Source organism: Bacillus paramycoides, assembly GCF_038971285.1.
GTDB lineage: Bacteria > Bacillota > Bacilli > Bacillales > Bacillaceae_G > Bacillus_A.
On the sequence record NZ_CP152427.1, the window covers coordinates 341,886 to 362,148 of the forward strand.

Consider the following 20,263-nt stretch of genomic DNA (forward strand, 5'->3'; position numbering starts at 1 on the left):
GGAATGAGGATATGTCAAAAGAGATAGCCAAAAAACGTATAGAAGAATTACGTGATTTGTTAAATACATTTAACTATCAATATCACGTATTAGACAATCCTTCTGTTTCTGATGCGGAGTACGACCGTAATATGCAGGAGCTTATAAAATTAGAAGCAGAGAACCCAGAGTTTATGAGTGAAGACTCTCCCTCCGTTCGCGTTGGGGGGACTGTTCTTGATATATTTGAAAAAGTAACACATAAGTCACCGATGTTAAGTTTAGGAAATGCATTTAACGAAGGAGATTTACGTGATTTCGACCGACGAGTACGCCAAGGAATTGATGGTGCGAATGTAAGATATATATGCGAATTAAAAATTGACGGGCTTGCTGTTTCACTTCATTATGAAAAAGGACGCTTTATTCAAGGGGCAACACGTGGTGATGGTGTAACAGGTGAGGATATTACCCAAAATCTAAAAACGATTAAAGCAATCCCGCTTCGTTTAAATGAAGAAGTAACGTTAGAAGCACGAGGCGAAGCTTATATGCCGAAGCGTTCATTCGTTAAGTTAAATGAAGAAAAAGAGCAAAATGGTGAAGATGTATTTGCGAATCCGCGTAATGCGGCAGCGGGATCAATACGTCAACTGGACCCAAAAATTGCAGCGAAGCGTAACTTATCTATGTTTGTATACGGTCTTGCGAATGTAGAGGAAAAAACAATTCCATCACATAGTGAATCGCTTAATTTCTTAGGTGAACTTGGATTCAAAACAAATCCAAATCGACGCATATGTGAAACAATTGAAGAAGTTATAGCTTATGTAGAAGAATGGCAAGAAAAACGCCCGCATCTTGATTATGAGATTGATGGAATCGTTATAAAAGTAGATGATGTTGCTCTTCAAGAAAGTCTAGGAACTACAGCAAAGAGTCCAAGATGGGCAATTGCTTATAAATTCCCGGCTGAAGAAGTTGTAACAAGATTAACAGGGATTGAATTAAGTGTTGGTCGCACGGGGGTTGTAACACCGACTGCAGAGCTAGAGCCAGTGAGAGTGGCTGGTACGATCGTTCGTCGTGCTTCTTTACATAACGAAGATTTAATTCGTGAAAAAGATATTCGAATTGGTGACTACGTAGTTGTAAAGAAGGCCGGAGATATTATCCCTGAAGTTGTGAACGTTATTTTCGATAAGCGTACTGGTGAGGAAGAAGAATATCATATGCCAACGCATTGCCCAGCATGTGAGAGTGAACTAGTTCGTTTAGAAGAAGAGGTAGCTCTTCGTTGTATAAATCCAACTTGTCCAGCTCAAATTCGAGAAGGGTTAATCCACTTCGTTTCAAGAAATGCAATGAATATTGATGGACTTGGAGAACGTGTCATTACACAACTCTTTGATGCTGATTATATTCGTACATTCGCTGATTTATATTCGTTGACGAAAGAGCAATTATTGCAGCTAGAACGATTCGGTGAAAAATCAGCAACGAATTTAGTACAAGCAATTGAGAATTCTAAAGAAAACTCATTAGAGCGATTATTATTTGGTCTTGGTATTCGCCATGTTGGAGCAAAAGCAGCACGTACATTTGCAGAGCATTTTGAAACGATGGATGCACTTGTGAAAGCAACGGAAGAAGAACTAAAAGCAATTAATGAGATTGGTGAAAAAATGGCTCAATCCGTCGTGACGTATTTTGATAATGAAGACGTATTAGAGTTATTACAACAATTTAAAGAGTATGGCGTGAATATGGCATACAAAGGTATAAAAGTTGCTGATTTACAAAATGTTGAGTCGTACTTCGCAGGAAAAACTGTCGTTTTAACAGGTAAATTAGAAGTTATGGGACGTAGTGAAGCGAAGAAGAAGATTGAGGCATTAGGTGGAAAAGTAACAGGAAGTGTTAGTAAAAGTACGGATTTAGTTGTTGCAGGTGAAGCGGCAGGTTCGAAATTAGCACAAGCGGAGAAGCATAATGTTGAGGTTTGGAATGAAGAGAGGTTCTTACAAGAGCTAAATAAGTAAGAGGTGCAAACTTACCATGAGAAAAATAGCATTAGCGGTATTAAGCCTTGGCCTACTTGTAAGTGGGTGTAGTGCAGGTACCGATAAAGATGAGAAATCGGGGAAAGCAAAAGAACAAGCAATCGTTCCGAAGTACGCTATTTCGGATGAATATTATAAAGCGACTATTCCATTTGAAGCAGGAGCAGCACGTGGATTAGTTGTACAAGGAGTAAGTAATCGCCTTGATATAGATGAATTTGAAACAGGATTAATGCGTATTGCGAAAGAATCCTTTAGTACGAAAGATCATTTCTTTAAAGGTGGAGATGTTCTAGATGCTCAAACTATACAAATGCTTGTTAAAAGAAAGCGTACAGATGCTGAGCAAAAGGAACTAGAGGACAAATTAAAAAAGGATGCAGTTAAATTTCCAAACATTGGTTTGAATCCGGCGTTAGGTGGAGGGTCTGAATCATTAGAGGAAAAAAATAAAAAAAATCCAATCTATATTTCAAATATTTTAGAGCATGATTATTATGTGAAAAAAGACGAGAAAGATGAGAAAGGTGAGCGCCAAGGCATTGTAGTTGGCTTAGCGATGAACTCGGTTCATTATTATGAGGAAGAGCATGGTTATCCGCGTGAGGCTAAAATCGAGCAAGAAAAAATGGTAGCTGAAGGGAAAAAAATGGCGCAAGAAATCTTGAAAGTTATGCATCAAAAAAAACCTGAAACAAAAAATCTTCCGATAACATTTGCAATTTATCGTCAGGTTCCAAAGGCTTCACTCGTGCCAGGTAACTTTGTTTCTTATGCAAATGTTGAAAAAGGCAGTGAAACGGTTGAGGATTGGAAACAAATTAATGAGAAATATTATTTGTTCCCATCTGAACAAGCGAAAACAGATAATAAACGTGAAGATCTGGCGAGAGTATCAAACTTTAAAGCAAAACTAGGAGATTATTTCCAAGGAGACTATACAGCTGTTATCGGTACTGGTATGTATAGAGACGATGAATTAAGAGAAGTAAAGCTTGATATTCCTGTCCAGTTTAATGGGAAAGCAGAAATAATTGGCTTTACACAATATGTAGCTGGGCTTGTTATGGAATACTTCCCGAATTATATGAAAGTACAAGTAACGATTAAATCTGTAGAACGCCCAGAAGCGATTATTATACGTGAAGCGAAGCAAGATGAACCGTTTGTGAAAATTTTAGATTAAATAGAAGGGCCGTTCCTTTGTGGAATGGCTTTTTTTCTTGAGGAATTTTGTTATAATTTAAAATGTTATAAATAATGGGGAGTAAGGGGTAAAGCGCATGGACGAATTAAGTTTTCAAGTCATTATTTTATTAATTGCATTTGGTTTTTTAGCAGCTTTTATTGATTCAGTTGTTGGCGGTGGGGGATTAATTTCGCTTCCCGCACTTATGTTTGTTGGTTTACCACCAGCGTCGGCAATTGCAACGAATAAGTTAGCTGCAACGATGGGGACGTTTACGAGTGTGATTTATTTCATTCGATCGGGAAAGGTCGATTTTAAAATTGTAGGAAAGTTAATCCCGTTAACTATTATAGGGGCAGTCGCAGGTGCTTTAGTAGTAAAGTTTATTCCGCCGGATATTTTACGACCGTTAGTGCTTGTTATGTTGGTATTCATTGCCATTTATATTATTGCGAAAAAAGATTGGGGAAGTGTATCTACCTATAAGAAGATGACGAAAAGAAAAACATTAATATTTTTCTTTGTTATTTTAATGATAGGGTTTTACGATGGATTTTTTGGGCCGGGGACAGGATCCTTTTTAATTTTTGCATTTTTATTAATTGGTTTGGATTTTATTCAAGCGGCAGCATCTGGGAAACTTTTGAACTTTGTTAGTAATATCGTATCGTTAATCACTTTTTTATTTTTAGATGTAATCCATTTTGAATACGGTATTATTATGGGGTTATCGATGATTTTGGGCGCTTATTTTGGATCGAAGTTTGCGGTTCAAAAAGGTGTTGGATATGTAAGAACTTTATTTTTATTTGTAACTATTTTATTGATCGGAAAAAACATTTTGGAATATACTCATATTTTGTAGAGTTATACGTTTGTATAACTCTGTTTTTTTATTATATTTTAAAAATTAATTAATTTTTAAAATATAAGTCTAGGAATATTTGAATAAATCTAAATTATCATGTAGAATAATGTTGTAAAATGTAAACGTTTTTCTAAGGGGAGGCTAAAAAGAATGGTAGTAGCATACAAACATGAGCCATTTACAGATTTTTCAGTGGAGGCTAACAAATTAGCGTTTGAAGAAGGTTTAAAGAAAGTAGAATCTTATCTTGGACAAGACTATCCATTAATTATTGGGGGAGAAAAAATCACTACAGAAGACAAAATTGTTTCTGTAAACCCTGCAAATAAAGAGGAGCTTGTTGGTCGCGTTTCAAAAGCAAGCCGTGAGTTAGCTGAAAAAGCAATGCAAGTAGCGGATGAAACATTCCAAACTTGGAGAAAATCAAAGCCAGAAATGCGTGCAGACATTTTATTCCGTGCTGCAGCAATCGTTCGTCGCAGAAAACATGAATTCTCTGCTATTCTTGTAAAAGAAGCAGGTAAACCATGGAATGAGGCAGATGCTGATACGGCAGAAGCAATCGACTTTATGGAATATTATGGTCGTCAAATGTTAAAATTAAAAGACGGAATTCCAGTAGAAAGCCGTCCAATTGAATATAATCGTTTCTCTTACATTCCATTAGGAGTAGGTGTTATCATTTCTCCTTGGAACTTCCCATTCGCAATTATGGCAGGTATGACAACAGCAGCTTTAGTTTCTGGTAACACAGTATTACTAAAACCAGCTAGTACAACTCCTGTAGTAGCAGCGAAATTCATGGAAGTATTAGAAGAAGCTGGCTTACCAGCTGGCGTAGTAAACTTCGTTCCAGGTAATGGTTCTGAAGTTGGTGACTACTTAGTAGATCACCCTCGTACACGTTTCGTGAGCTTCACTGGATCTCGTGATGTAGGTATCCGAATTTATGAGCGTGCAGCGAAAGTAAACCCAGGCCAAATTTGGTTAAAACGCGTTATCGCTGAAATGGGTGGTAAAGATACAATCGTTGTTGATAAAGAAGCTGATCTTGAATTAGCAGCTAAATCTATCGTTGCATCAGCATTTGGATTCTCAGGACAAAAATGTTCTGCATGTTCTCGTGCAGTAATCCATGAAGATGTATACGATCACGTATTAAATCGTGCTGTTGAATTAACGAAAAAATTAACAGTTGCTAACCCAGCTGTATTAGGTACAAATATGGGTCCTGTTAATGACCAAGCTGCATTCGATAAAGTAATGAGCTATGTTGCAATTGGTAAAGAAGAAGGTAGAATCTTAGCAGGTGGCGAAGGAGACGATTCTAAAGGCTGGTTCATCCAACCAACAATCGTTGCTGACGTTGCAGAAGATGCTCGCTTAATGAAAGAAGAAATCTTCGGACCAGTAGTAGCATTCTGTAAAGCAAAAGACTTTGACCATGCACTTGCAATTGCAAATAATACAGAATACGGTTTAACAGGAGCAGTTATTTCTAACAACCGTGACCATATTGAAAAAGCACGTGAAGACTTCCACGTAGGTAACTTATACTTCAACCGTGGATGTACTGGTGCAATCGTAGGATACCAACCATTCGGTGGCTTTAACATGTCTGGTACAGACTCTAAAGCTGGTGGTCCTGATTACTTAGCACTTCACATGCAAGCAAAAACTACTTCTGAAACTTTATAAGAAATAGTAGAAGAGATCTTCGCAGTCTGCGAAGATCTCTTTTTTTTGAGAAAATTTTTTCTATATGTGGATTAAGATAGATATCAGTAGAAAAACTAATAAGGTTTACTTCAGTAAAATAAGGTATATTATATTGGTTGAATAGATTCTCTTTAAAGATAAGAAAAGTAGGTGAACAAAGTGGGAAAATATCAATTGGATTATAAAGGCCAGGTAGCTGTGGCAAAGTTTCATGAAAAACAGACGCCTGTCAAATTTGATAAAAAGCAGCAAATTGAAAAATTGCGTGCGGAGTATTTGAAAAAGAAACAAAAACAGACAGATAAATAATAGGAGAGACTAGTTAATTTGAATGAAAAACACTTACTATAAATTACCATTTGGTAAGTGGAACTAGCTAAACCCTATTAATATCGGGATAAACATGTAAATAGAAACAAAACAACGAGAAAAGTTGACTTATTAGTCACATTTTTTAGTATTCATTTTAAGGATTTCCTGTATAATACAATTTGAAAGAAAATCTATGGTTTGACAAGAAACACTCCTTTCGGTTTTGCTCACTGAAGGGAGTGTTTTTTTGTAGCTACAAACTCCTCTGTACTCATTACATTCCCATATACGCCATTTAAACTAGCCAAAATTGTGTTATGAATATAAACGGCTGGTATAGTAGCATTCTTAAAAGAAAGATCTTTTGTAGCACAAGCATCATGTATAACGGTACATTGAAAGCCGAAATCAAAAGCAGCTCTTACGGTAGCATCGATACACATATGAGTCATCATCCCACATATGACGACGTGCTCGATGTTTAAACGTTGTAATTGTTCTAGAAGATCAGTTTCCCGAAAACTATTTGGATAATGTTTGATTATAACGGTTTCATTTCTAAGTGGGCGTACGCTTTTATGAATATGTACACCTTCTGTATTTGGTAGGAAAAAAGTAGCGTCATCTTTTATTGCTACATGTTGGATATGAAAAATAGGTTCATTTCTCGTTCTAAAGAGTTGTAGTAGCTCATTAGCATAGTCGCTTGCTTCTACCGGATTACGTAATTCCATCTTTCCTTGTGGAAAATAATCATTTTGAATATCAACAAGTAAAAGAGCTGTTTTCATATATTTATCTTCCTCCGATTTCATATTCAAATAATGGTATTCAATTAGTAGAGAAGATTATCCTTTTAAAAAATATGCGAGAGGAGAATTTTACATAACTTTAAAGATTACTATTTTTTCATGAATTTTCATCTGAAAATTATAATAAAGGAATAATTAATATTTTTCTAAAAAATGTATTGACTCTTATTATTCTGAGTTCTATAATGAGAATTAATTAAACGACAATTAAATCGATACATTCTTATCCAGAGAGGTGGAGGGACTGGCCCTACGATACCTCAGCAACGGGTTTTTTAATACCGTGCTAACTCCAGCAAGCCTTATAAAGGCTTGGAAGATGAGAAGATGTGAACGAGTACATATAAGTGCTCTCCTTCTTATCTTTATGTTTGATAAGAAGGAGAGCACTTTTTATTTTACCTCGAAAGCTCTACTTCAAGTTTTTACAGCATATAGGAGGGGAAAAAATGATTTCTTTTAACAACGTAAGTAAAGTATATGAATCAAGTGGGCAATCTGTTCATGCGGTGGAGGATGTAACGTTATCAGTTGAAAAGGGCGAAATTTTCGGCATTATCGGTTTTAGTGGCGCTGGAAAGAGTACGTTGTTACGCTTAGTAAATATGTTAGAGAGACCAACGGCAGGAACGATTTCAATAGATGATAAAGATATTACATCACTATCGACGAAAGAATTACGGAAGCTAAGACAAAGAATCGGGATGATTTTTCAAAGTTTTAATTTATTTAATTCAAGAACAGTGTTTGGGAATATTGCGTATCCATTAAAATTAGCAAAAGTACCAAATAATGAGATAAAAGAAAGAGTAAATGAACTGCTGAAGTTTGTCGGGTTAGAGGATAAAGCAGACTATTATCCAGAGCAACTATCAGGTGGTCAAAAACAGCGTGTGGGCATTGCTAGGGCACTGGCAACATCACCAGATATCCTTATATGTGATGAGGCAACATCAGCTTTAGATCCAGAAACAACGACAGAAATTTTGAACTTATTAAAGAAAGTAAATCGAGAATACAATGTAACAATTCTTCTTATTACACATGAAATGCATGTTGTGAAAGAAATTTGTCACCGTGTAGCTGTAATGGAGAAGGGAAAGGTTATTGAAGAAGGAAAACTGTTTGATGTTTTTACACAACCAAAAACAAAGACGACTCAAAATTTTGTACGCTCTATTATTAATGATCATTTACCGGAAAGTGTTTTAGGGAAAATTCAAAATGGTGGACAGATTTATCGCTTAACATTTACTGGTGAAGAGACAGGACAGCCGGTACTATCGTATATCGCGAAAAACTATAACGTCGATGTAAACGTACTGTACGGAAATATTATTGAACTTCAAAATGTGTTATTTGGAAATCTACTTGTAGAACTGCAAGGTGAACAGAAAGAAATTCAAAAAGCATTACAACATCTAAGACTACAAGTGCAGCTGAAGGAGGTAGAAGCTCATGCGAGTTGATTGGAGTATATTTTGGCCCCGCATAGTAGATGCGACGGGGGATACCCTCTTAATGGTAATTGTAACCCTTATATTCGCTACAATTCTTGGTATACCTCTAGGTTTACTATTATATGTAACGAGAAAAGGAAACTTTTTAGAAAATAAATGGATCTTTTCTATTCTTAATATCATTATTAATACAATTCGTCCGGTTCCATTCATCATCTTCTTAGTAGCTTTAAGCCCACTAACAAGAAGTGTTATCGGAACGACGATTGGAACAGCAGCAGCAATTTTCCCAATGACGTTAGTTGCATCAATCGGTATCGCTAGAATGGTTGAAACAAATCTTGTTTCAGTTCCAAAGGGAGTCATTGAAGCCGCTCAAGCAATGGGTGCTTCACCATTTAGAATTGTTTTTGAAATTCTTGTACCAGAAGCGTTAGCACCATTAATCTTAGGGGTTACATTTATGACAGTTGGTTTAATTGAATTTTCTGCAGTTGCTGGGCTTGTCGGTGGCGGCGGTCTTGGTGACTTAGCGATGACATATGGTTATCAACGTTTTGATACATCGGTTATGTTCGTAACGGTCGTTTTACTTATTATTCTCGTACAGGTAGCTCAAAACTTAGGAAACTACTTTGCGAAAGTCTTTTTACGCAGATCATAAAAGGGAAGAGGGGAAAAGGAAATGAAGAAAATTTTAGCATTTGCATTATCAGCAATTGTAGGGATTTCAGCGTTAAGTGGTTGTTCAGATGCAGGAGCAAAAGAGAAGACAGTCCGCATTGGTGTAACTGGAACGGATGGAAACGCTTGGGAAATTGTAAAGGAAAAAGCTGAAAAAGAAGGGATTAAAGTTAAACTGGTTGAGTTCTCTGATTATACAACGCCAAATAAAGCGTTAGCTGATGGAGATATTGAACTAAACTCATTTCAGCATATTGCTTTCTTAGAGCAGTTTAAAAAAGAGCATAAGTTAGATATTACAGCTGTCGGTACAACGCAAATTGCACCAATGGGCTTATACTCTGAAAAACATAAGAAAGCAAGTGAAATCCCAGATGGTTCAGAAATTGCGATTCCAAATGATCCAACGAACCAAGCTCGTGCATTAAAACTTCTTGATGCAGCTGGATTAGTAAAGCTTAAAAAAGACTTTGGCCTATTCGGGGATCCAAGCGGCATTGCTGAAAATCCGAAGAAGTTAAAAATTACACCGGTTATCGCACAGCAAACACCTCGTGTATTAAAAGATGTTGCAGCGTCAGTTATTAATAACGGTGTTGCTGGTCAAGCTGGATTAGATCCAGCGAAGGATCCGATTTTCTTAGAAGATCCAAAGAATGAAAATGCGAAGCCGTATATTAATATTTTCGCAGCTCGTACGAAAGATAAAGATGATCCAACACTGAAAAAAGTAATTGAACTATATCATTCAAAAGAAGTAACAGATGCAATTAAGAAAGAAACAAATGATGGTTCCATTTCAGTAGATCTTTCACTTGATGAGCTTGAAAAAATCGTAAAATAATAATTGAGTTTAACGGGCTAGCAGAAGGAACCCCTCCGCTGTTAGTTCGTTCAACATATAATCTACTTAACAAACAAACCCTAATTCTGTACCTTCCAATTCTGTATAACGTAGAATCCAATGTTTGTTAAGTAGAGTAATGGACCAGGAGTTTTCCTGGTCTTTTTTTATGAATGAAAGTAGCTAGCGAATAGTAAGGTAATCCAAATTATAACAGGGTAAGAAAATAAACTGAAAATGAGTGTAAGTATGAATTGTTTTTTATGAATGAATTGTTTTTTCGATGAAACAAAGAAAATAGAAAAGATAACAATGAAAACTGCTGATATTACGCCAGGATTATAAGAACGATATATGAAAAACAAAATAATATGTTGAACGGAGTTGAAGAATATAGCTCCTTGTATAAAAATAATCCAGTATATAGAAGAAAAGAAGTTTAGTTGATATAGAAAGACGATAAGTAAGACAAAGATTGTTAATGTGGAAATAGCAATGAAAAATTGTTGGCTTGTTATAAAATGAATTGAAAATTGATTAGATAGATATTTCGGCATTTGGAAAGATTCTTCAAGGTTATGAATGAAAAATAACAATGGAATAATCCAAAGCATAATAGTGGAATGTTTTTTCAACAACTTATATCACTCCAATAGGGAAATAGAAAGCCTACAAAGGCTCTCTATCCAGAGATGTTCATTCAATTATAATACTTTTTACATTATCTTCGTGGTGCTCTCGTTCTTTCGGATAAGCAGCTAGCTCCTCTTGTAAAATATTTAGCATTTGTTTAGCTGATTGCTGGATTGGTGCAGGTAACTCTTCTAATATATTCATACCGACTTTTATTTTTGCATGAATTACCTTCCTTAGTAGTTCCTCACGCATGCACTACACCTCCAAATCGAATGTTTAGTACATCATCTTCGAATTTTGCTCCTTGAATAGAAAGGTGTGTTAACGTTTTTGGTAATGTGATGTTTCGTTTAACAGAACCAGCACGAATGATAAGCTCATCACCTTTTTGATTTAATGCCAGTTCACTTTTGTTAGAGAAGGGGATGGACAGAACGAAAATATATTCATCGCCATCTTTTTTTACATATTGAGTGCGACCGTTAAATTTTACTTCAGTAGGAAAATGATCCGTTTTAAATAAAGCATCTCCTACACGTTCTAACATAGGTAAACCAACAACTTCTTGTTCAAACATTGGAGCTTCGTAAATAGGAAGTGGATCAAAACTATCTTGAATTAATGTTTTATATTTCTTTTGGGTATCTTTCCATGCTTGAAAATAAGGATCGGTGACAGTGTTAGGGATGACGCGGTTAATCATAATGGCATCTACGTTATAATCGTATAAATTTAAATACGTAAAGCTACGCTGTGCTTCTTTAATGACCATTTTTTCAGGATTTACAACGATGCGGATACTTGTTACGTCTCGGTTTGATAAAATATCTCTCATTTCTCCGAGCTGTTCAAGTGTATTTGTTAATTCGTCCATAATATCATCGGTTGGAAGGGGGACACCAAGAAGTGGTTGAGCTACAGGGCGAACAACTTTTAAAACTTTTCTTTTAATAGGAAAGAGTTTTTCCATCCACCAGCCGAGCATGTCTGGAAAGCTGAGCATTGCTAATGTTTCTCCTGTTGGAGCACAATCAATGATAATAACATCATATGTGTTTTGTTTATAATAATCGAGTACGCGAAGTAAACTAATTAAATCCTCCATACCAGGAAACATCGTTAACTCTTCTGTGGTAATATCATCAGCTGATTTTGAAGTGAAGAGTAGTGTAATATATTTCTGTAACTTCCCCCACCCCTTTTCCATTTCATAAATTGTATTAATTTCTTGTGCCCACAAATTTTCACGAATTTCTAATGGCTCAGAAGATAGCTTTATCCCAAATGAATCTCCTAAACTATGAGCTGGATCTGTACTCATTACTAAAGTTTTTAATCCTTGTTTTGCACTTTGAAGTGCAGTTGCTGCTGAAATACTAGTTTTTCCTACGCCGCCTTTACCTGTATACAAAATAATTCTCATCATTCATATCCCCCTTGTTTCGAGTGTCGAATATTACGAGTTACGAAATATTTTTTAAAATAAAAACCCCATTAGGGTTTTTATTCAATCGGAATGTTTTTCATTTTAGGTGTAGAAACTTTTTCTTCTGTTTTTTGCTGTGACGTAGCAAGGTGATTCATGATCTTTTGGAAGATCTGTAGTAAGGATGCTTTTTCTTCTTCTGATAATGCTTCTGTCACTAGGTTAAAGTAATGAGCTGCATTTTGTTTTACTTCTTGAACGAGCATTACACCGTTTTCTGTTAAACGAATGAATACAATGCGTCGGTCGTTTTCATCACGGTACCTTTCAATATATCCCTTTTTTACAAGGCGATTTACAACACCTGTCGTTGTGCTCATCGGTATATCAAGAAGGTCAGCAATTTTTGTCATTGTAGTATCTGTATTTCGCTCCATCCAAAGTAAACAAAATACTTCAGTTTTAGAAAGTGTTAAATCTAGGCTTACCCATTCCTCAGGATAAAAAAGTTTCTTGGCGTTATCTAGCAGTAAGTCTAAAAAATGTTCATATTGCAACAATTAATCCCACTCCCGTATATTTCGAGGTTCGTAATATTTATTTTTATTTTATGTAGAATTGAAATAAATGTCAATTATTTTAACTGTTTTTTCAGATTAGACAGAAAACTAACTTTAAAATAGTATTCTTTTGTAATAGATTTATAAATATAAAATGAGAATTTACATAAAAATCCCTCATGGTAAATATACTTATCTATAATGGATGTACAGCTAACGAGGGGGAGAACGATGAGAAGACGTAATACGCAAGCGTTCACATTTTTAGCATGGACTTCATTTGTTTGCGCGCTTTCAGGTATGCTAATTGGAATTTATACGTTAGATGAAACGCTTAGTGTAAAAGGATATTATTTAATTGGAACATTATTTTTAACGATGTCTTGTTTTGTATTACAAAAAACAATTCGTGATAATGAAGAAGATAACGAGAGATTTCCGAAAAATAAACCGTTAGATAAAGAGTAAATTGTAAAGAAAGGCGTTTGCCTTTCTTTTTTTATGTAAAAATGCCGTAAGTGCCGTGTGTTGACTTGCTTGAAGTACTGAAAATTTGGTATCATCAATAGTATTGTAGATTGAACGATATATTATGGAGGTGGCCTAGCCGTGTCAAGAATTTCCGTTGAGAATGTAAAGCACGTAGCACATTTAGCACGTCTTGCAATTACTGATCAAGAAGCAGAAAAATTTCAAAAACAACTAGATGCAATTGTTACATTTGCTGAACAGTTAAATGAATTAGATACAACAGATGTAAAACCAACAACGCATGTATTAACTATGAAAAATGTTATGCGTGAAGATATACCAGAAAAAGGTTTACCAGTTGAAGAAGTATTAAAAAATGCACCGGATCACAAAGATAATCAAATCCGTGTTCCAGCAGTATTAGAATAGAGGAGGGGAATTTCGATGTCATTATTTGATCATTCAGTATCACAGTTACATAAGAAATTAAACAACAAAGAAATTTCCGTTACGGATTTAGTAGAAGAATCTTACAAACGTATTGCGGATGTTGAAGATAACGTAAAAGCTTTTCTTACATTAGATGAAGAAAACGCACGCGCGAAAGCGAAAGAATTAGACGCAAAAATTGGTGCTGAAGATAATGGTTTATTATTCGGTATGCCAATTGGTGTAAAAGATAACATTGTAACTAACGGTCTTCGTACTACTTGTGCGAGCAAAATGTTAGCAAACTTCGATCCAATTTATGATGCGACAGTTGTGCAAAAGCTAAAAGCTGCTGACACAATTACAATCGGTAAATTAAATATGGACGAGTTCGCAATGGGTTCTTCAAATGAAAACTCAGGTTTCTACGCTACAAAAAATCCATGGAACTTAGATTACGTTCCAGGCGGATCTAGTGGCGGTTCTGCAGCAGCTGTAGCAGCAGGAGAAGTATTATTCTCTCTAGGTTCTGATACGGGTGGTTCTATCCGTCAGCCAGCTGCATATTGCGGCGTTGTAGGTTTAAAACCAACTTACGGACGCGTATCTCGTTACGGATTAGTGGCATTCGCATCTTCACTTGACCAAATCGGACCGATTACACGTACAGTAGAAGACAATGCATACTTATTACAAGCTATTTCAGGCATTGATCGTATGGATGCAACCTCTGCTAACGTTGAAGTAGGAAACTACTTAGCTGGTTTAACAGGCGACGTTAAAGGTTTACGTATTGCTGTACCGAAAGAATACTTAGGAGAAGGTGTTGGCGAAGAAGCTCGTGAGTCAGTACTAGCTGCTTTAAAAGTATTAGAAGGTATGGGCGCAACTTGGGAGGAAGTATCTCTTCCGCACTCTAAATATGCTTTAGCAACGTATTACTTATTATCTTCTTCTGAAGCATCTGCTAACCTTTCACGCTTTGACGGCGTACGTTACGGTGTTCGTTCTGATAATGTAAATAATTTATTAGATCTATACAAAAACACACGTAGCGAAGGTTTCGGTGATGAAGTAAAACGTCGTATTATGCTTGGTACATTTGCACTTAGCTCTGGTTACTATGATGCATATTACAAAAAAGCACAACAAGTACGTACATTAATTAAAAACGACTTTGAAAATGTATTTGCTAACTACGATGTTATTATTGGACCAACAACGCCAACTCCGGCATTTAAAGTGGGCGAAAAAGTTGATGATCCAATGACAATGTATGCAAATGACATTTTAACAATCCCAGTAAACTTAGCGGGTGTTCCAGCGATTTCTGTTCCATGTGGATTCGGTGCTAACAACATGCCACTTGGTCTACAAATCATTGGTAAACACTTCGATGAAGCGACAATTTACCGCGTTGCACATGCGTTTGAGCAAGCAACAGACTATCATACAAAAAAAGCAAGTCTGTAAGGAGGCGAGCATAGATGAATTTAGAAACAATTATTGGTTTAGAGGTTCACGTTGAGTTAAAAACAAATTCGAAAATTTTCTCTGCGAGTCCAACAGAATTCGGAGCGGAGCCAAATACACAAACAAGTGTAATTGACTTAGGATACCCAGGGGTACTTCCTACTTTAAATAAAGAAGCAGTTAACTTTGCAATGAAAGCTGCAATGGCATTAAACTGTGAAATCGCAACGGAAACGAAGTTCGACCGTAAAAACTATTTCTACCCAGATAATCCGAAAGCTTACCAAATTTCTCAATTTGATAAGCCAATCGGTGAAAATGGTTGGATTGAAATCGAAGTAGACGGTAAAAAGAAACGTATCGGTATTACACGTCTTCATTTAGAAGAAGATGCTGGTAAATCAACGCATACAGCTGATGGTTCATTAGTAGACTACAATCGTCAAGGTATGCCTTTAATCGAGATCGTATCTGAGCCAGATATGCGTACGCCAGAAGAAGCATATGCATACTTAGAGAAGTTAAAATCAATCATTCAATACACTGGCGTATCTGATTGTAAGATGGAAGAAGGTTCATTGCGTTGTGATGCGAACATTTCCCTTCGTCCAGTTGGACAAGAGAAGTTCGGTACAAAAGCGGAACTGAAAAACTTAAACTCATTCACTTACGTACAAAAAGGTCTTGAGCACGAGCAAGTGCGTCAAGAAAAAGAATTATTATCTGGCGGTATCATCCAACAAGAAACACGTCGTTATGATGAAGCAACGAAGAAAACAATTTTAATGCGTGTGAAAGAAGGATCTGACGATTACCGTTACTTCCCAGAGCCAGACTTAGTTGAACTTTACATCGATGATGAGTGGAAAGAAGCGGTTCGTGCTTCTATTCCAGAACTTCCAGATGCACGTAAAGCTCGCTACGTTGCAGAATTAGGCTTACCAGCTTATGATGCACATGTATTAACATTAACGAAAGAAATGTCTGATTTCTTTGAAGCAACTGTTGCAGACGGTGCTGATGCGAAATTAACATCAAACTGGTTAATGGGTGAAGTACTTGCATACTTAAACAAACAACAAAAAGAATTAAAAGACGTTGCATTAACGCCTGCTGGTTTATCTAAAATGGTTCAATTAATTGAAAAAGGTACAATTTCTTCTAAAATCGCGAAGAAAGTATTTAATGAATTAATTGAAAAAGGTGGAGACCCAGAAGAAATCGTTAAAGCAAAAGGTCTTGTTCAAATTTCTGACGAGGGTACACTTCGTAAAGTTGTAACAGAAATTCTTGATAATAATGAGCAATCTATCGAAGACTTTAAAAACGGTAAAGACCGTGCAATTGGCTTCTTAGTTGGTCAAATTATGAAAGCTACAAAAGGACAAGCAAATCCACCGCTTGTTAACAAAATCTTACTTGAAGAGATTAATAAGCGATAATAGTAGTAACTTTTAAAGGTTAAGTAGAAAAACACCCGTACATGGGTGTTTTTCTAGGTTAATCAAACGTTTGTTTAAATGAGAGAAAATCGTTTAAACAAACGTTTGATTAACTGTCAAAAGTGGAAAAATGTTTGTATAGCAACTATGGTATGATAGTTGCAAAAAGGTGGGAATAATGATAAATCTAGACATAGAGGTTTTTTTCATCTCATGAAATAATAGATAATTATTATTCGTTATATGTAAATTGTTAAGAGGAATTATATGGACATAAATTTTTTGATCAAATAAAACAAAAACATCGAAATGAATATTTATTTTTGATGGGCTACACGAATCGGGTTCTTACTGCCTGTTTGAGCGAGATAAAAAAAGGATAGGAAGATGAGAGGAGGTAGGCATGGGAATACTGAATAGAAGTTCGGTATGTTCTTTTTCGATGCATAAAGAAATTTCCTGTGCTAATAAATGATGAAGCGAGCAAGAATTATTTATAATCCTACTTCTGGGCGTGAGCTATTTAAGAAGAGTTTACCAGAAGTATTACAAAAATTAGAACAAGCTGGATATGAAGCATCTTGTCATGCGACAACGGGTCCTGGAGACGCAACTGTGGCGGCGAGGCAAGCTGTAGAGCGTAAATTTGATGTTGTTATCGCGGCTGGTGGTGACGGCACGTTAAATGAAGTCGTAAACGGTTTAGTTGGGCATGAATTCCGTCCGAAATTTGGAATTATTCCAGTTGGAACGACTAATGACTTTGCACGTGCAATCGGTGTACCTCGTTCTATTGAAGAGGCAGCAGATATAATTTGTGAAGGAAAAACTGTACCATTAGACCTTGGTAGAGCAAACGATACATATTTTATTAATATCGCTGGTGGCGGTCGTATTACAGAATTAACATATGAAGTACCGAGTAAGCTAAAGACAGTATTAGGACAACTTGCTTATTATTTAAAAGGTATCGAAATGTTACCATCATTACATCCAACATATGTTGAAATTGAGTATGATGGAAAATTACTACAAGAAGAAATTACGATGTTTTTAATTACGAATACTCGTTCAGTGGGCGGCTTTGAAAAGGTAGCACCATATGCATCAATTAACGATGGCTTATTCGATTTATTAGTGCTGAAAAAAGGTTCTATCGCTGACTTAATTAAGGCAGCAACACAAGCGCAGCGTGGTGAACATATTAATAATCCAAAAGTGCTATACACACAAGCAAATCGAATTAAAGTACATTCACCAGATAAACTAATGATTAATTTAGATGGTGAATACGGTGGAGACGCACCGATGGAATTCGAAAATATGTATCATTGTCTTGAACTATTTGTTCCTGAACAACAAGAGGATGCCCTGTAAAGGCATCCTTTTTATTGTATAAAGGAATTGTAAATTGGAAGTTAGTTTGATTTTTATGGTATTTTTACAATTCGTTTATTTTATATCCATACTTTATTGATACACTGGAGGAGATAAGAAACGAGAGGTAGGATGCTATGGAGAAGGTAAAAGCAATACTATTTGATAAAGATGGGACGTTAATGGATTTTCATTCAATTTGGATAAAAGTAGCTGAAGAACTTGTGGCGGAATGTATAAATTTATATGAACTACCAAAGTTAATGCAGTCTACTTTATTAAAAGAAATCGGCGTGGATGGGGCATTTGTGAACCCTCTTAGCGCAATAGCGGCAGGAACAAGCCTTGATGTTGCAAAGGGGCTTTGTAAGCATATTACGTCATGTAAGGAAGAGGAAATGCATGAGTGGGTAAGTGAAAAATTATTTTCTCTTATGTACGAGCATCGTTCCTATATGAAAATGACGGCGGATTTACCGAGGATTTTACAAGGTTTAAAGGATAGAGGATTTATTTTAGGTGTTGTGACAGCTGATGATTTCGCACCGACAGAATTATTTTTAAAACAGTATCAATTAGATTCTTTTTTTGATTGTGTTGTAGCTTCAGATACGTTTCCAGCACAAAAGCCGGATAAAAGAATTATAGAATCTTTTTGTGAGAGGTTTCATTTAGAAGCATGTGAGGTGGCAGTCGTTGGGGATACACCAACTGATTTATATTTAGCGAGAAATGGCGGCGATTGCTATGCAATTGGAGTACTATCTGGTACAGGGGATCGTCAAACGTTAGAACCACTTGCGGATTTAGTCGTACAATCTGTTGGAGATTTCATTTCTCATTCGGGTGAGTTTATTTGGGAACAAGGAAAGTCTAGTGTGTAAGAAAAATAAGTCTACATGGACTCTTAATAAGTCTTTGTAGACTTATTTTTTTATGCCAATAAGAAGGCATGTAGGATAAATAGTGGAAAAGAATGTTGGCATACATTTTGCAAAGAAAAGAGAAAACAATGTAAAGAAAAGGATGGGGTACGTAATGAACACAAAAAAATTTGCTAAAGTAAATGAACAAATTCCTGGACCGAAAGCATCGTCTTTATTAGAACGCCGCCAAAATATAGTACCAAAAGGAGTAAGTAACGGCATCCCAACGTTTGTACAATCTGCAAATGGTGCTCTTGTAACAGATGTTGATGGTAATAAGTACATTGATTTCGCAGGAGCAATCGGAACAATTAATGTAGGGCATTGTCATCCAGCTGTTAAAGAAGCGCTTCATAAACAAGTAGATCAATATATTCATACTGGATTTAATGTCATGATGTATGAGCCATATATTGAATTAGCAGAAAAACTTGCGGCATTAGCGCCAGGAAGTTTTGATAAGCAAGTACTATTTTTAAATAGTGGTGCCGAAGCGGTTGAGAACGCGGTGAAAATCGCTCGTAAATATACAAAAAGACCTGGTATTATCGCATTTTCTAAAGGTTTCCACGGACGTACATTAATGACAATGACTATGACAAGTAAAGTAAAACCATATAAATTTGGATTTGGCCCATTTGCTCCAGAAGTATATAAAGCGCCATTCCCGTATGAATATCGTCGCCCAGAAGGACTAACTGAAGAGCAGTACGATGACTTTATGATTGAAGAGTTTAAGAATTTCTTCATATCAGAAGTAGCACCAGAAACAATAGCAGCCGTTGTCATGGAACCTGTTCAAGGGGAAGGCGGATTTATCGTACCAAGTAAGAAGTTTGTGCAAGCAGTACGCAATATTTGTTCAGAACACGGCATCTTATTTGTAGCGGATGAAATTCAAACAGGATTTAGCCGTACAGGAAAGTATTTTGCTATTGATCATTATGATGTCGTTCCAGATTTAATTACGGTATCTAAATCATTAGGCGCTGGTGTACCGATTAGTGGTGTTATTGGGCGCAAAGAAATTATGAATGAGTCTGCACCGGGAGAGCTTGGCGGAACGTATGCGGGAAGCCCACTAGGGTGTGCGGCAGCATTAGCAGTACTGGATGTCATAGAAAAAGAGAATTTAAATGATAGAGCGATAGAATTAGGAAAAGTCGTAATGAACCGATTCGAAGAGATGAAAAATAAATATAATTGCATTGGTGATGTGCGTGGTTTAGGAGCAATGTGTGCATTCGAGCTCGTTCAAGACCGTAAGACGAAAGCACCTGATAAAACATTAACAGCTAATTTGTGTGCAGAAGCAAACAAACGCGGATTACTTCTACTATCAGCAGGAACATACGGTAATGTTATTCGTGTGTTAATGCCATTAGTGATTACAGATGAGCAACTTGAAGAAGGATTAACAATCATTGAAGAATCATTGCAAGTATGCTATGAGAAAGCAAATACTGCTCGTGTTTAAAAGCTAAATAATAAATGGCAAACATTCTAGCTAACTCTATATAAAATGCAGAAAATTCACTTTATAATAAAGGTAGTGAAGTGAATCGATGGATTTTGGAAGTTAGGGGTGGCTAG

The 20,263-nt window shown here is 36.2% G+C and carries 20 protein-coding genes and 1 riboswitch; of the genes, 15 read left to right on the forward strand and 5 right to left on the reverse strand.

Annotated features, from left to right (window positions below):
- Nucleotides 1-11: 11 nt before the first annotated feature.
- The 5 genes from ligA (at nt 12) to AAG068_RS01875 (ending at nt 6,127) form a co-directional block, all read left to right on the forward strand.
- Nucleotides 12-2,021 (forward strand): NAD-dependent DNA ligase LigA, encoded by a 2,010-nt coding sequence (gene ligA, locus AAG068_RS01855; RefSeq protein ID WP_342716975.1) that lies wholly within the window; start codon nt 12-14, stop codon nt 2,019-2,021.
- Between the two features lie 16 nt (nt 2,022-2,037).
- A complete protein-coding gene (locus AAG068_RS01860) occupies nt 2,038-3,228 on the forward strand; it encodes a CamS family sex pheromone protein (RefSeq protein ID WP_342716977.1) in 1,191 nt (396 codons plus the stop codon).
- Between the two features lie 97 nt (nt 3,229-3,325).
- On the forward strand, nt 3,326-4,096 hold the full coding sequence (locus AAG068_RS01865; protein WP_342716979.1) for a TSUP family transporter: 771 nt from the start codon (nt 3,326-3,328) through the stop codon (nt 4,094-4,096).
- Nucleotides 4,097-4,249: 153 nt separating this feature from the next.
- Nucleotides 4,250-5,797 (forward strand): L-glutamate gamma-semialdehyde dehydrogenase, encoded by a 1,548-nt coding sequence (gene pruA, locus AAG068_RS01870; protein ID WP_342716981.1) that lies wholly within the window; start codon nt 4,250-4,252, stop codon nt 5,795-5,797.
- A gap of 180 nt (nt 5,798-5,977) precedes the next feature.
- A complete protein-coding gene (locus tag AAG068_RS01875) occupies nt 5,978-6,127 on the forward strand; it encodes a hypothetical protein (RefSeq protein WP_000521648.1) in 150 nt (49 codons plus the stop codon).
- A 230-nt stretch (nt 6,128-6,357) separates the two neighbouring features.
- Here the strand turns inward: AAG068_RS01875 and AAG068_RS01880 are convergent, their stop codons facing one another.
- Entirely contained in the window at nt 6,358-6,921 is a 564-nt protein-coding gene (locus AAG068_RS01880; protein WP_342716992.1) for a cysteine hydrolase family protein, read from the reverse strand.
- Between the two features lie 241 nt (nt 6,922-7,162).
- Nucleotides 7,163-7,268, forward strand: a riboswitch (SAM riboswitch).
- A gap of 123 nt (nt 7,269-7,391) precedes the next feature.
- On the opposite strand from AAG068_RS01880, the gene AAG068_RS01885 reads away from it, so the two are divergent.
- From AAG068_RS01885 to AAG068_RS01895, 3 genes are read left to right on the forward strand one after another with little or no spacing between them, the layout of a single operon-like run.
- Nucleotides 7,392-8,411 (forward strand): methionine ABC transporter ATP-binding protein, encoded by a 1,020-nt coding sequence (locus AAG068_RS01885; protein WP_342716994.1) that lies wholly within the window; start codon nt 7,392-7,394, stop codon nt 8,409-8,411.
- Nucleotides 8,401-9,066, forward strand: coding sequence for a methionine ABC transporter permease (locus AAG068_RS01890; RefSeq protein ID WP_078420116.1), 666 nt, complete (start codon nt 8,401-8,403; stop codon nt 9,064-9,066). Before AAG068_RS01885 ends, AAG068_RS01890 begins: the two co-directional genes overlap by 11 nt.
- 21 nt (nt 9,067-9,087) lie before the next feature.
- Nucleotides 9,088-9,930, forward strand: a complete 843-nt coding sequence (locus AAG068_RS01895) for a MetQ/NlpA family ABC transporter substrate-binding protein (protein WP_342716998.1) — start codon at nt 9,088-9,090, stop codon at nt 9,928-9,930.
- A gap of 167 nt (nt 9,931-10,097) precedes the next feature.
- Here AAG068_RS01895 and AAG068_RS01900 read toward each other — a convergent pair whose 3' ends face one another.
- The 4 genes from AAG068_RS01900 to AAG068_RS01915 all read right to left on the reverse strand — a co-directional run bounded on the left by AAG068_RS01900 (nt 10,098) and on the right by AAG068_RS01915 (nt 12,552).
- Nucleotides 10,098-10,568: an HXXEE domain-containing protein gene (locus tag AAG068_RS01900; protein ID WP_342717000.1), complete on the reverse strand. Its 471-nt coding sequence runs from the start codon at nt 10,566-10,568 to the stop codon at nt 10,098-10,100.
- Between the two features lie 58 nt (nt 10,569-10,626).
- Nucleotides 10,627-10,818, reverse strand: a complete 192-nt coding sequence (locus AAG068_RS01905) for a DUF3926 domain-containing protein (protein WP_342717002.1) — start codon at nt 10,816-10,818, stop codon at nt 10,627-10,629.
- Nucleotides 10,811-11,992, reverse strand: coding sequence for an ArsA family ATPase (locus AAG068_RS01910; protein ID WP_342717004.1), 1,182 nt, complete (start codon nt 11,990-11,992; stop codon nt 10,811-10,813). The genes AAG068_RS01905 and AAG068_RS01910 overlap by 8 nt, the downstream gene beginning before the upstream one ends.
- A 77-nt stretch (nt 11,993-12,069) precedes the next feature.
- The gene (locus tag AAG068_RS01915) at nt 12,070-12,552 is read right to left on the reverse strand and encodes a MarR family winged helix-turn-helix transcriptional regulator (RefSeq protein WP_342717006.1); all 483 of its coding nucleotides are present in this window, start codon (nt 12,550-12,552) and stop codon (nt 12,070-12,072) included.
- 231 nt (nt 12,553-12,783) lie between these two features.
- Between AAG068_RS01915 and AAG068_RS01920 the strand changes: the two genes are divergently transcribed.
- The 7 genes from AAG068_RS01920 (at nt 12,784) to gabT (ending at nt 20,147) form a co-directional block, all read left to right on the forward strand.
- Nucleotides 12,784-13,020, forward strand: a complete 237-nt coding sequence (locus tag AAG068_RS01920; RefSeq protein WP_001254393.1) for a YiaA/YiaB family inner membrane protein — start codon at nt 12,784-12,786, stop codon at nt 13,018-13,020.
- 141 nt (nt 13,021-13,161) lie between these two features.
- On the forward strand, nt 13,162-13,452 hold the full coding sequence (gene gatC / locus AAG068_RS01925) for an Asp-tRNA(Asn)/Glu-tRNA(Gln) amidotransferase subunit GatC (protein WP_071729694.1): 291 nt from the start codon (nt 13,162-13,164) through the stop codon (nt 13,450-13,452).
- A gap of 15 nt (nt 13,453-13,467) precedes the next feature.
- The gene (gatA, locus tag AAG068_RS01930; RefSeq protein WP_342717048.1) at nt 13,468-14,925 is read left to right on the forward strand and encodes an Asp-tRNA(Asn)/Glu-tRNA(Gln) amidotransferase subunit GatA; all 1,458 of its coding nucleotides are present in this window, start codon (nt 13,468-13,470) and stop codon (nt 14,923-14,925) included.
- Nucleotides 14,926-14,939: 14 nt separating this feature from the next.
- Nucleotides 14,940-16,367 carry an Asp-tRNA(Asn)/Glu-tRNA(Gln) amidotransferase subunit GatB gene (gene gatB, locus AAG068_RS01935; protein ID WP_001047685.1) on the forward strand — a complete coding sequence of 476 codons (1,428 nt, stop codon included), beginning with the start codon at nt 14,940-14,942 and terminating at the stop codon, nt 16,365-16,367.
- Between the two features lie 471 nt (nt 16,368-16,838).
- The gene (locus AAG068_RS01940) at nt 16,839-17,744 is read left to right on the forward strand and encodes a diacylglycerol kinase (protein ID WP_342717062.1); all 906 of its coding nucleotides are present in this window, start codon (nt 16,839-16,841) and stop codon (nt 17,742-17,744) included.
- A 137-nt stretch (nt 17,745-17,881) separates the two neighbouring features.
- Nucleotides 17,882-18,628 (forward strand): HAD family hydrolase, encoded by a 747-nt coding sequence (locus AAG068_RS01945; protein ID WP_342717064.1) that lies wholly within the window; start codon nt 17,882-17,884, stop codon nt 18,626-18,628.
- Nucleotides 18,629-18,782: 154 nt separating this feature from the next.
- A complete protein-coding gene (gabT, locus tag AAG068_RS01950) occupies nt 18,783-20,147 on the forward strand; it encodes a 4-aminobutyrate--2-oxoglutarate transaminase (RefSeq protein WP_342717066.1) in 1,365 nt (454 codons plus the stop codon).
- Nucleotides 20,148-20,263: the final 116 nt, after the last annotated feature.

Bases quoted from the DNA above. Each gene is read 5' to 3' on its own strand.
- AAG068_RS01860 (WP_342716977.1), top strand. From the start codon at position 2,038: ATGAGAAAAATAGCATTAGCGGTATTAAGCCTTGGCCTACTTGTAAGT.
- AAG068_RS01890 (WP_078420116.1), top strand. From the start codon at position 8,401: ATGCGAGTTGATTGGAGTATATTTTGGCCCCGCATAGTAGATGCGACG.
- AAG068_RS01945 (WP_342717064.1), top strand. From the start codon at position 17,882: ATGGAGAAGGTAAAAGCAATACTATTTGATAAAGATGGGACGTTAATG.
- gatB (WP_001047685.1), top strand. From the start codon at position 14,940: ATGAATTTAGAAACAATTATTGGTTTAGAGGTTCACGTTGAGTTAAAA.
- AAG068_RS01920 (WP_001254393.1), top strand. From the start codon at position 12,784: ATGAGAAGACGTAATACGCAAGCGTTCACATTTTTAGCATGGACTTCA.
- AAG068_RS01865 (WP_342716979.1), top strand. From the start codon at position 3,326: ATGGACGAATTAAGTTTTCAAGTCATTATTTTATTAATTGCATTTGGT.
- pruA (WP_342716981.1), top strand. From the start codon at position 4,250: ATGGTAGTAGCATACAAACATGAGCCATTTACAGATTTTTCAGTGGAG.
- ligA (WP_342716975.1), top strand. From the start codon at position 12: ATGTCAAAAGAGATAGCCAAAAAACGTATAGAAGAATTACGTGATTTG.
- AAG068_RS01910 (WP_342717004.1), bottom strand. From the start codon at position 11,992: ATGATGAGAATTATTTTGTATACAGGTAAAGGCGGCGTAGGAAAAACT.
- AAG068_RS01885 (WP_342716994.1), top strand. From the start codon at position 7,392: ATGATTTCTTTTAACAACGTAAGTAAAGTATATGAATCAAGTGGGCAA.
- AAG068_RS01905 (WP_342717002.1), bottom strand. From the start codon at position 10,818: ATGCGTGAGGAACTACTAAGGAAGGTAATTCATGCAAAAATAAAAGTC.
- AAG068_RS01895 (WP_342716998.1), top strand. From the start codon at position 9,088: ATGAAGAAAATTTTAGCATTTGCATTATCAGCAATTGTAGGGATTTCA.
- AAG068_RS01880 (WP_342716992.1), bottom strand. From the start codon at position 6,921: ATGAAAACAGCTCTTTTACTTGTTGATATTCAAAATGATTATTTTCCA.
- AAG068_RS01940 (WP_342717062.1), top strand. From the start codon at position 16,839: ATGATGAAGCGAGCAAGAATTATTTATAATCCTACTTCTGGGCGTGAG.
- gatA (WP_342717048.1), top strand. From the start codon at position 13,468: ATGTCATTATTTGATCATTCAGTATCACAGTTACATAAGAAATTAAAC.
- gabT (WP_342717066.1), top strand. From the start codon at position 18,783: ATGAACACAAAAAAATTTGCTAAAGTAAATGAACAAATTCCTGGACCG.